The organism is Mycobacterium sp. 2YAF39 (genome assembly GCF_052114565.1).
Taxonomy (GTDB): Bacteria; Actinomycetota; Actinomycetes; order Mycobacteriales; family Mycobacteriaceae; genus Mycobacterium.
Window position 1 is genome coordinate 135685 of the sequence record NZ_JBFREZ010000002.1, and the last position, 11080, is coordinate 146764.

Sequence of the window (11080 nt, forward strand, 5' to 3'; positions counted from 1 at the left end):
TTCCCTGCACTGGGTCTGAACAAACATTAGGTTACATGGCCGCGCCGGTGTCGTCCGCGTCGCGGCTCTCCTACTGCGGGTCGAAGAGCACGGGCACCGAGGTCGGAGAACGGAACACCTGCCCGCGAACATGCGGGTCGTCGCCGTCGGGGTCGAGTCGCAGGTTCGGCAGGCGATCCAGCAGAAGGTTGATCGCCGTGCGCATCTCGAGGCGGGCGAGGTGCATGCCGAGGCAGACGTGCACGCCATGACCCCACCCGAGATTCGCGCCCCTCGACTGCCGGTAGATGTCGAACTTCTCTGGTTCGGGATAGCGATCCTCTTGCCGGTTGGCCGACCCCAGCATCGGCATCACCGTCGCCCCGGCTGGGATCTGCACACCGCCCAGTTCGGTGTCCTTGGTCGCCACTCGCGTGATTGTGAGCAGCGGCGGTTCCCACCGGACTCCCTCCTCGATGGCCTGCGGTAGCAGAGATCTGTCGGCGCGGATCGCGTCCAACTGGGCGGGGTCGGACAGCAGCCCCAGAAGCAGACTGCCGAGCGACCGATACGTCGTCTCCACCCCGGCGGGTAGCAGAAGCCGCAGGAACGAGAAGATCTCCTCGTCCGCAAGCTTCTGGCCGTCGATCTCGGCCTCGGCAAGCCGGCTGATCATGTCGTCCTTCGGATCGGCGCGACGGGCCTCGAGGATCGGCGCAAAGTAGTCACACAGCGCGGCCGACGCGGCCAGACCCCGCTCCGGGTTCATCATCCAGCTCAGCAGCGAGATGGACCACCGTTGAAACTGTGGATAGTCCTCCTCGGGGAGACCGAGCAGACCGGCGATGATCTGGCTCGGATAGTCAAAGGTGAACTCCTTCACCAGATCTGCCTTGCCTCTGGCGGCGAACTTGTCGATCAGCGCGTTGCCGACACGACCGACCAGCTCGTCCTCCCATTTCGCTAGCGCCTTCTGCGTGAACGCTTTCGACACCAGGGAGCGCAGCCGCCCGTGGATCGGTTCGTCCATGCCGAGCATGACGCCTTCGCCCAAGACGGGTCCGAACGCGTCGATCACGCCCTTCGACGAGAATGTCTCGTTGTCGCGCAGCATCTGCTGCACTTCCTCGTGCCGGTACACGATGAACATCGGCAGCGATTTCTCGTGGGGCAACATCCCCGAGGTTTCGAGCCGCTGTACCGGCTCCTCCCGGCGCAGCCTGGCCAGCTCGGTGTACGGATCGCGCACGTCACCGGAAATCGCGTCGTCGAAGGTTCCGAAGTCGTCGAGATCGTCGAAAAGCTGTTCCATCACTGCTCCTTGGGTGTCTTATCCGTCGGCCGGGTAGGCGACGGATTTCACTTCTGTGTACTGGCTGAATCCCACTAGGCCGTTCTGGCGACCGATGCCGCTGTCCTTGTATCCGCCGAACGGCGTATCCGCGCCGTATCCCGCGGTGCCGTTGAGGCCGATGAATCCGGCGCGCAGCCGGCGCGCAACGGCAAGCGAATGGTCGAGCGAACTCGACATCACATTGCCCGCCAGGCCGTACACGCTGTCGTTGGCGATCCGGATCGCTTCTTCTTCGTCCTCGTAGGGAATGACGACGAGCACGGGCCCGAAGATCTCTTCCTGGGCAATCGTCATCGAGTTGTCGACATCGGTGAAAAGCGTTGGGGTGACCCAGAATCCCTTGTCGAATTCCTTCGGCGGCTCAGGGCTTCCGACGAGCATCGTCGCTCCCTCGTCAATACCCTTCTGGATATAGCCGAGGATGCGCGACTGCTGCTTGCCAGAGATGACCGGACCACAGATGGTGCCGGGGTCTTGCGGGTCACCGGCACGGATATTCTCGTAGATGCCCTTCAGAATCGCTACACCCTCGTCGTATCGGCTGCGCGGCAGCAACATTCGGGTGGGTGCGGCACAGCCCTGTCCGGCGTGCATCAGCGGGCCGATACCGATCAGGCAGGCGGTGTTGAAGTCGGCGTCCTCCAACACGATCGTCGCCGACTTGCCACCGAGTTCGAGGAAAAGGCGTTTCATCGTCGCGGCGCCCTTTTCCATGATCCGCTTACCCACGACCGTCGAACCGGTGAAGGAGATCATGTCGACCTTCGGTGACACGGTCAGTTCCTCGCCGACGAAGTGGTCCGATGCCGTGACGACGCTGACCACACCCGCTGGGATGTCAGTCTTCTCAACGATGAGCCGGCCCAGGCGGGTCGCATTGAACGGGGTATTGGGTGCGGGTTTGAGCACCACGGTGTTGCCGGTGGCGAGCGCCTGGCCGAGCTTGTTGATGGTGACTTCGAAAGGGAAGTTCCACGGGACGATGGCGCCGACCACGCCGACGGGCTCGTGCCACACCTTGCGCCTGGTGTTGACACCGGTGACGGACACGACCTTGTCGCCGAGATCGGCCTCCCATTCGAAGGTGTCGATCAGCCTGGCAGGGTATTTCAGGCCGTCCTCGAGCGGAGCATCCAGGTGCGGACCGTGTGTGACCGCGCGCGGGGCGCCGACTTCGAGGATGAGCTCCTCGCGCAGCTCCTCGAGCTCACTTTCGATCGCATCGTGCAGCTGAAGAAGACAACGCTTCCGCAGTTCACGATTGGTCGACCAGTCGGTCTCGTCGAACGCCCGTCGGGCCGCGTCGATCGCCCGGTTCATGTCGGCCTTCGAGGCGTCGGCGACCTCGCCGAGCACGTCTTCGTTGGCAGGATTGATGTTGGTGAAGGTCCCTGACTCACCGTCGACGAGCTTGCCGTCGATCATCATCCTCGACTCGAACGTCACCTTCGTTGCCTCAGTCATTGCTCCCACTCTCGTCAGGTGCGGGCTTCGTTGGCGAAAGCCGCATCGCCAGCGACGCTAACCGAGTCAGGACCGGCTGCGGAAGGACCTTGGCGGCGAACACCATCGCCCGTTGCGCCGTCGTCAGCGGGTAGGCGCCGTCCCGCATCGAGCCCTGCCGCGGAATGCCCAGCACCAGTCGTGACATGTGGTGCATGCCAGGGGCCGGCAGCAGTCGGCTGGTTACCAATAACATCGATGCATCGGGGCCGACCCCGCGGCGGCGGAAGGGCCCGCGGTCGGCCAATGCCTTCACCAGACCGTCGGTGAACCGCTCGGGTGCGCGGGCGAACTTCATCGCGAACCGGCCGCGGCCGTTCATCGTCTGGTGCAGTCGCGCATAGGGCCCAGCGAAGTCACGGTCGTCGGTGGTGCCCGCATCGGTGATGATTTCGGTGTCATAGGTCCCTGTGATCAGGACCGTCACGCCGAGCCCGAACGGTGCGATCTCTGCAGCCAACGATTCGCCCCACCGTTCCATCGCGCCTTTGCTCGCGGAATACGGTGCGGTACCCGGCTGCCCTCGCACCCCTGCCGTGCTGCCGACGATCACGATGCGGCCCTGTCCTGCCGCACGCATCGACGGCAGCAGCGCCTGCGTGAGCGTGACCGGGCCCATCACGTGCGTGGCGAACATCCGTTGCCACAGGTCGATATCCGTCTCCTCCACCATCCCGGCTGAGGAGATGCCCGCGTTGTGCACCAGTGCGTAGGGCGCGCCCACACGCTCCTCGATTGTCTTGGCGGCGGCCGAGATCGAGGCCCAATCCATCAGGTCGAGCTGGACGCCGATCAGCCGATCGTCGTCTTCGCTCGCTCCCGTTGCCCCCCGCAGCAGCGGCATTCCCCTGTCGGGGCTGCGCATGGCGGCGACCACCCGCCAGCCCTCCCGGTACAGGCGCGCGGCCGAGGCGAGACCGAGACCGCGGGCAGCGCCCGTGATGACGACGGTGCGAGGCTCAGTCATTGTCGGTTCTTCGCGCAAGCGCTCATCACCCATTCGCGTTCTCAGCGGCACAACGATCGCTCTTACTGCCCAACTCGACGTCGGTGTTGCGCGACGGTCCCTGCTGCCAGGTAGACCACTTGCCGACCGAATAAGGACCTTCGGCCCCGTTCGCCCGGTAATACCCTTGCGGGTCATAAACCTTCGCCTCGGGATACGGCCACGGGCACGCGACCGACGTCGCCAGCCCGCTGGCCTTGATCGCCCAGAACCATCCACCGTAGGCGAAGTACGACACGTTGATGATCGCAAACATCACGATGAACATGCCCAGTACTGGCTTCTTCGGGAACAACTTGGCCTTCGCAGCGAGCTTCTCCGCCACCGACTTTCCTGTGTCGTCGCGGTAGACGAGGATGGCCGCCGGGATCATCACGAAGGTCACCGACAGCGACTCCCAGATCAGCGGGAACTGGAAGGTGTCGCCTGCGAACAATGTGCCGAACGGGATCGCTTGCGAGTAGATGTACAGCCCCGTGCGCACCAGGCTGATCTCGAGAATGGCGTCGAAGACGAAACCGATCACCAGCACCAGCGCACCCAAACTGAGCAGCGGATGCCGGCTGACGAACGCTTCAGGCCCCCACTTGGCCTGCAACTTGCGAAGGATCCAGATCGCCGGGAAGTACGGGCCGAAGTAGAACGTCACGTATCCGAACACGATGAAGGGTTCGACGGTCGGCGACATCATGATCAGGTACCAGTTCTCAGGCCAGTGCATTAACGCCGGGTTGTACACCGCGTACGGCGACCAGTTCATGATCGGGTCCTGCCAGACGATCAATGTCGTCACCAGGACCATCATCAGCACCGGGCTGCCGGGGTTCTTGCGCCAACCTCGGATGAAGACAATGGTCAGCACCACGACCATGATGAGGGCGCCGATCTGCGGGATGACCTGCCAGTGGTCGAATCCGGTCAGGAACTCGACCGGACGGGGCCGCCCCTCGACATTCGGGTTGGCCACGCGCGGATCGACGGCAACACGGCCGACTGCGAGAAACAGGCCGAGGAAGCCGAGCCACGACAGCAGAGCGACCACTCGGCCCCAATTCGGGCCGGTGCCTGCCGGTTTCGGCGAGGCGTCCGTGGTGTCGGGCGGGATGGACTCCTGTGTGGTCATCGAATCAGCCTTCCTCTCCGAAGCGATCGACTAGATGCGAGTTGATGCCGTCGGGATCCAGCTTGCGGGCGACCAGATAGCCGGCTCCCATCCACGCGCGGCGTGTCCATTTGCCAAGGGACACACGGGTTCCCGGTGCCCCGGACGCGGCGGGCATCATCTTGACCCGTTCAAGCGCTTCCTTGACTCCCCGCGGGGAGAGAGGATGAGCGTCGGTGAAGGCACGCACCAGTGTCGAGGCAGCATCGTGGTTCACGACCGTCACACAGAACTCGGGGCGACTTCCGTTGTATCTCTTGGCGTAGCGATCCAGGAAATCCTGACCGACCTTGTTTCCCTCGTCGTACTGATCGACGCCGATCCAGCCCATGAACCCCTGCCACATCACCGGGTTCACCCATGCGTTCTGGAACGCCGTGGTGGTGAAGCGCGGTGGGTCCCAATCCAATTCTTCCAGTGCGGGATTGACGAAGATGATTCCGAAGCCGAAGCCGAGATGCACGATCGCCTCGGCCTTCGCATCATGAAGACTGCGCACGGCTTCGGTGACGTCCTGAGCGGTCTGGGCGATCGCCGCCTCGGCGACGATACGAATACCCTTGCGGCGGCATGCACTCCGAAGATTCCTCAGGTAGCTCTCGCCGATGAGGCTCTGCTCGACCAACACACCGATCTCGGTCAGTCCCCGTTTCGCGATCAGGTCGGCCACGAAGATCGGTTCGTCCGTCATCGACCCCTGAGGGAAGGCGAAGGTCCACTCACCCAGCCAGTCGTCGGTTCCGGTGACGCTGATCGCCGGAACCTTGAAGCGCTCTTCTATCGCTTCGCGCATCGGCACACAGTTGTCGGTGATGTTGGGGCCGAACACCACGAGGCAGCCCTCGTCGACGAGCTCCTGATAGGCATCGATCACCGCCTTCACCGAACCCTTGGGCAGCCCCTCCACCTCGCGGTAGATCATCTGCACCGGCCGGTCCATCAGCCCCTGCTCGACCGCCTCCTCGAAGATCAGCTCAAAGGTCTGGGTGAAGGATGCGAACAGATCCTCCGGGAATCCCGGGGGGAGGGTGAAGTCCATCAGATAGCCGACCTTGATCGGCTCAGCAGTGCTTTCGTAGGACATCTGACCTCTCCTGGGTCGACCTAATATTTGTTCAGACCATAGCGGGGGCGACCAGCAGCGTCAATCAACGTGGGAAGCGCCCAGGTAGACGTCGATCATCTCGTTGAGACCACGGCTCACCGACGCATCGTCGGTGAGTGGACCGGCGATCGCGGCCTTGGCGGCATCGCGGGTGGTCAGGCCTTCGACGATGAGCCGGCCTGCGGCGATGAGCACCCGCGTTGAGGCGACCTCGCGAAGTCCACCGGTCTCGAGGCGCCGAATCGCCTGCCCGAATTTCACCAACTCGACAGCCGTAGCGTGGTCCACGCCCGATTCATGGGCGACGATGCCTTCTTCGACTTCTGGCACGGGGAATCCGAACTCGATGGCGACCATCCGTTGCCGCGTGGAGTCCTTGAGGTCCTTCAGGACGCTCTGGTAGCCGGGGTTGTAGGACACGACCAGGCCGAAACCCGGTGCCGCGTCGAGGGTGATCCCGAGGCGCTCGATGGGAAGTTGTCGCCGGTAGTCGGCGAGCGGGTGCAGGACGACAGTGGTGTCCTGACGGGCTTCGACGACCTCGTCGAGGTAGCAGATCGCCCCCTCGCGGACCGCATGCGTCAACGGCCCGTCCACCCATACCGTTTCGTCGCCCCGCAGCAGATATCTGCCCACCAGATCGGCTGTGGTGAGGTCGTCATGGCACGCCACGGTGATCAGCGGACGGCCGAGATCGTGTGCCATGGCCTCGACGAAGCGCGTCTTGCCGCAGCCGGTCGGTCCCTTCAAGACCAGCGACAGACCCTGGCGATAGGCCGCCTTGAACACGGCCTCTTCGTTGCCCACCGAGCGGTAGTACGGGCGCGACGTATCGGCCTGCGGTATGGCGCCGTTCTGGTACGCGACCCCGGGCTCGGTGCCCATAACGCCCCTCTCGTCACCCGCCTCTTTGCGGTGGCTGAAGCCTAACCGGAACAGATGTTTGTTTCAAGAACCTTCTGGGTGACGTCATGACACTCGACGCCGTACTTCCGCGGATCGGACGGCCGACCGAAAGAGAGGGCCGACGATTCCCGCGAGTTGCTCCGGCCGGGCGATGGTCGCGTGCGCGGCGCTTCCGAAGACTTTCTTCAGCGTCCCGACGTCGGTGCCCGCTCCCACGGTCAGGCACACACAACCCGTCCCCCGCCGGCGAGCTTCCGTCAAGGCGCGTCGCGCATCGGCCGCACCGTAAGCACGCTCGTAACCGTGGTCGTAAGCCACACCATCAGACACCACGACCAGTAGCCGTCGTGACGTCCCGCCCCGGGCCTCCAGGACGGCCGAACCATGGCGGATGGCCGCTCCGAGGCGCGAATACGCTCCCGGCTCGAGACTGTTCAGCCGCCGCATCACCCCGGCATCCAGATGATCGTCGAATCTCTTGACGGGCAACATGTTCACCGCTGCGCGGCCCTGTGAGTTGTAGCCGTACAGCGCGACGCGATCACCCAAGTCGTGCAGCGCGACGGTGAGGTCTGCGATTACCGCCCGTTGCTGCTGGTGGACCGTTCGCCCTACGGTTCCCGCTTCCGCGGTCGATCCGGAGACATCTAGGAGCAGAAGTACGGACAAGTCGCGCCGCCGCCGCAGGCTGTCGAGATAGACGGCCTCATCCGGCGTCGACCCCGCCCTCACTTCGACGCGCATCTCGACTGCCGCGTCGATGTCGATGTCGTCGCCTTGGGACTGCCGATGACGACGATGCAGACCCATGCCGAGACGAGCGAGGGGACGCCGGACCCCGATGGCGCCGTCGATGGCGTCGGGGGCCGACGCCTTTATCCGCGGCTCGATCTCACGCACGGTGCACCAGTCCGGCCGATAGCTCTTGCGGTCGGCGTCCCACTCCGGGTACTTGAAACCCGCCGTCTTGATGTCGGCGACGTCCTCCGCTGATGCGGTCGCGGTGGACGAAACCGCGAATGCGCCGCGGTTGGCCGAATTGGTTCGATGGGTCGGCGAATCGGCGCCTGGCGGTCCGCCGCCACCACCTCCTGTCTTGCGTGCCGACGACAACATCTTCTTCAGCCATTTTCCGATGAATCCGCCCCCGCCGACGGGACTGGTGAACAGGTCGGGATCGTCGCTGTCATCGACCTCGCCGTCATCGAGTTCCTCGAGAGCCTCCTTGCTGTCGCGACGTGGCACGTGAGCAGCCGTTTCGTGGTCCACCTGGTCGGCCGCGCGACTGCCCGCCGCCAATACCTTCCTGGCACGAATGACACCCCATCCAGAAGGCGCATCAGCCAGCGCTTCGGAACCCGAGGCGATCGTCAGCGACACCTCGGCGGAGTCGCTGCGGTTCGCGGTATCGGGATCGGCCATCGCGCTCAACACGCCTGGCAGCACATCGGCGTTGGCAGCCAACGCACGATGTCCCTCGATGGTCAGGTAACGCTTGGCCAACCGAGGGTGCCGGACCAGTGCGCCCACGATGTCGGGGGCCAGACTGTGAGCCGCGATCAGGGACGCCTGCAGCGCCACCGATTCGAGGTTCGCGCGCGTAGGTGCGGACGCATCGACGTAAACGGTCTGTCCGTCGGTCCACGACGGCTCACCCGGATCGAGGGGTGCCACCGCGACGGGTCGGCCTGCGAGTGCGGACGCCAACATGCCCAGCGATTGCAGGCGATCAGCGTCGGCTGCATCCGCCACGGCCACCTCCGATCGCATTCGTTGACCAAATATCTGTTCCACCGTAAAGTCCGGTCGTACTTGAGTCAATCAGCGAGGAGTGCACATTGATCGACTTCGCGAACCAGGTCGCAATCGTGACGGGTGCCGGCCGCGGGCTGGGCAGGCTGTACGCCCTCGACCTGGCGCGGCGGGGCGCGGCGGTGGTTGTGAACGACCTCGGGGGCACCATGCGCGGCGATGGTGCGGACGCCGCGGTAGCCGATCAGGTGGTCGAAGAGATCTGCGAGGCGGGCGGACGGGCGGTCGCTTCGCATCATTCGGTGGACAGTCCTGAGGGCGGTCAGTCCATCGTCGACACAGCGGTCGACATCTTCGGGCGACTGGACATCGTCGTCAGCAACGCAGGCATCTTCAACAGCATCCCGTTCGATGAGCTCTCCCCCGACGACTGGCGCCAGATGCTGCGGGTTCACCTCGACGGCGGCTTCTATCTCAGCCAGCCCGCATTCAAAGTGATGGCAGAACAGAACTACGGCCGGTTCGTGTTCATCTCGTCGTCGGCGGGCAATTTCGGCCAGCCGATGGAGGCCCACTACGCGGCAGCCAAAACCGGTCTCGTCGGGCTGTCCAACGTCATCGCGATAGAGGGCGCGGCACACGGAATTCTCTCGAATACCGTGTTGCCCACCGGCTTTTCGCGGATGGTCACCGAGACCGTCGGTGACGAGAAGTTCCTCAAGGAGTCGGGCTTCATGCGCGCCATCCGAGCGGAACTGGTTGTGCCGCTCGTCGCATTCTTGGCGAGCCGGGCCTGCGACTTCACCCACCGCAATTACTCGGCGTGCGCGGGACGATATGCACGCGTGTTCGTCGGACTCGGTGAGGGCTGGCTGGCCGACTCCGAAACCGAGCCGACCGCCGAGGACATCCTGGCGCACCTCGATGAGGTGTCGGCGACCGACAAGTTCATCGTGCCCGAGTCGATCGTCGACGAAGTGCTCGCGGTCTGCGATCGCCTCGGAATCAGTGCGATGCCCGACAACGCCGAGGTCGCGTTTCCCGAGCCGTCGAAGTCCTGAGGATCGACGTGGACAGCGACGAACTGCTCACCGCCACCCGATCCGCGCGGCGGGCGCTCGATCTCGACGCACCGGTCGACCTCGACGAGATTCGTGAATGTCTGCGGAAAGGACTGCAGGCGGCCAACGGATCCAATCAGCAGTCGTGGCGATGGCTGGTCATCACCGAACAATCGTTGCGGGACAGGATAGCCGAGCTGTACCGTGCGGCGTATCTGGCGAAGGTCGGCGGTCAGTTGATCGCCGGTTTCATGCCGTCGGGAACTCCCGAGGCCAAGTTGATGTCGTCCACCGAGTGGCTGGTCGAGAATCTGGCCAAGGTGCCGGTGTTGGTGATCCCATGCTACGAGCCCACCATGCCGAGGACCGACGGCGACGAATCCTTCTATCTGGCAACTCTTTACGGATCGATCTTTCCTGCGGTCTGGAACTTTCAGTTGGCACTGCATACCCGTGGCTACGGGACGTGCATCACGACACTGCACCTGCACTACGAACAAGAAGTTCGCGAATTGCTCGGGATACCCGAATCGTTCGTTCAGGGTGCTCTGCTGCCGGTGGCGCGGCTGCGCAAGGGATTCAGGTTCGCGCCGGCGCCCCGCCGCGACATAGCCGAGGTCGTCGGCCTCAACGGATGGGAGAACGCATGAGCAGCGACGCCGATCTGGCCGACCGGATCACTCGCCTCGAGGACCGTGCCGCGATCCAGGACTGCATGCAGCGGTACGCCCGCGGCATGGACCGGCGCGATCGCGAATTACTTCGATCGGCCTATCACGACGGCGCCGTCGACGATCACGTCGGATTCATCGGCGAAGTCGACGACTTCATCGACTGGGCCTTCGCCTACCACTCCACACAGACCCGATACGAGCACTACCTTCTCAACCACACCGTGGAACTGAACGGGGACGAGGCGCACTCCGAGACCTACTACCTGTTCGTGGGGACCGACCGCGAGCCCGCCAACCACGTGACCATCTCGGGCGGACGCTATGTGGATCGCCTAAAACGTCGCGACGGCCGGTGGGCAATCGTTGACCGGGTCTGTGTGGTCGAGTGGAATGCGGAGTCGACGTCGTTCATCACCGACGAGGTGATCGCGATGATGGCGGACTCCATGAAAGTGGCCACGCACGATAAGACGGATCCCTCCTACGACCGTCCGCTGGTCGCGTCGCGGGCAGCCGCACCCTCGTGAGCTCAACCTCCGATTGCGGCGTCCCCGCAGTTCGGGCCGCGGTCGGTAGGA

The 11080-nt window shown here is 64.1% G+C and carries 10 protein-coding genes; 3 read left to right on the forward strand and 7 right to left on the reverse strand.

The window, feature by feature from the left end; genetic code table 11:
• Nucleotides 1–70: 70 nt before the first annotated feature.
• From AB4Z42_RS06135 to AB4Z42_RS06165, 7 genes are all read right to left on the reverse strand, one after another.
• The gene (locus AB4Z42_RS06135) at nucleotides 71–1291 is read right to left on the reverse strand and encodes a cytochrome P450 (RefSeq protein WP_442008256.1); all 1221 of its coding nucleotides are present in this window, start codon (nucleotides 1289–1291) and stop codon (nucleotides 71–73) included.
• An 18-nt stretch (nucleotides 1292–1309) separates the two neighbouring features.
• Entirely contained in the window at nucleotides 1310–2797 is a 1488-nt protein-coding gene (locus AB4Z42_RS06140) for an aldehyde dehydrogenase family protein (protein ID WP_442008257.1), read from the reverse strand.
• Nucleotides 2790–3803 (reverse strand): SDR family oxidoreductase, encoded by a 1014-nt coding sequence (locus AB4Z42_RS06145; RefSeq protein WP_442008258.1) that lies wholly within the window; start codon nucleotides 3801–3803, stop codon nucleotides 2790–2792. Before AB4Z42_RS06145 ends, AB4Z42_RS06140 begins: the two co-directional genes overlap by 8 nt.
• A 25-nt stretch (nucleotides 3804–3828) precedes the next feature.
• Complete coding sequence (locus AB4Z42_RS06150) at nucleotides 3829–4965, reverse strand: spirocyclase AveC family protein (RefSeq protein ID WP_442008259.1); 1137 nt, start codon at nucleotides 4963–4965, stop codon at nucleotides 3829–3831.
• Nucleotides 4966–4969: 4 nt separating this feature from the next.
• Nucleotides 4970–6088 (reverse strand): ABC transporter substrate-binding protein, encoded by a 1119-nt coding sequence (locus AB4Z42_RS06155; RefSeq protein ID WP_442008260.1) that lies wholly within the window; start codon nucleotides 6086–6088, stop codon nucleotides 4970–4972.
• Nucleotides 6089–6148: 60 nt separating this feature from the next.
• Nucleotides 6149–6994 (reverse strand): AAA family ATPase, encoded by an 846-nt coding sequence (locus AB4Z42_RS06160; protein ID WP_442008261.1) that lies wholly within the window; start codon nucleotides 6992–6994, stop codon nucleotides 6149–6151.
• A gap of 84 nt (nucleotides 6995–7078) precedes the next feature.
• Entirely contained in the window at nucleotides 7079–8785 is a 1707-nt protein-coding gene (locus tag AB4Z42_RS06165) for a nitric oxide reductase activation protein NorD (RefSeq protein ID WP_442008262.1), read from the reverse strand.
• Nucleotides 8786–8853: 68 nt separating this feature from the next.
• On the opposite strand from AB4Z42_RS06165, the gene AB4Z42_RS06170 reads away from it, so the two are divergent.
• The 3 genes from AB4Z42_RS06170 to AB4Z42_RS06180 are packed head-to-tail and all read left to right on the forward strand — an operon-like array spanning nucleotide 8854 to nucleotide 11029.
• Nucleotides 8854–9828, forward strand: coding sequence for an SDR family NAD(P)-dependent oxidoreductase (locus AB4Z42_RS06170; protein WP_442008263.1), 975 nt, complete (start codon nucleotides 8854–8856; stop codon nucleotides 9826–9828).
• A gap of 8 nt (nucleotides 9829–9836) precedes the next feature.
• Nucleotides 9837–10478: a nitroreductase family protein gene (locus tag AB4Z42_RS06175; RefSeq protein ID WP_442008264.1), complete on the forward strand. Its 642-nt coding sequence runs from the start codon at nucleotides 9837–9839 to the stop codon at nucleotides 10476–10478.
• Entirely contained in the window at nucleotides 10475–11029 is a 555-nt protein-coding gene (locus AB4Z42_RS06180) for a nuclear transport factor 2 family protein (RefSeq protein WP_442008265.1), read from the forward strand. Before AB4Z42_RS06175 ends, AB4Z42_RS06180 begins: the two co-directional genes overlap by 4 nt.
• Nucleotides 11030–11080: the final 51 nt, after the last annotated feature.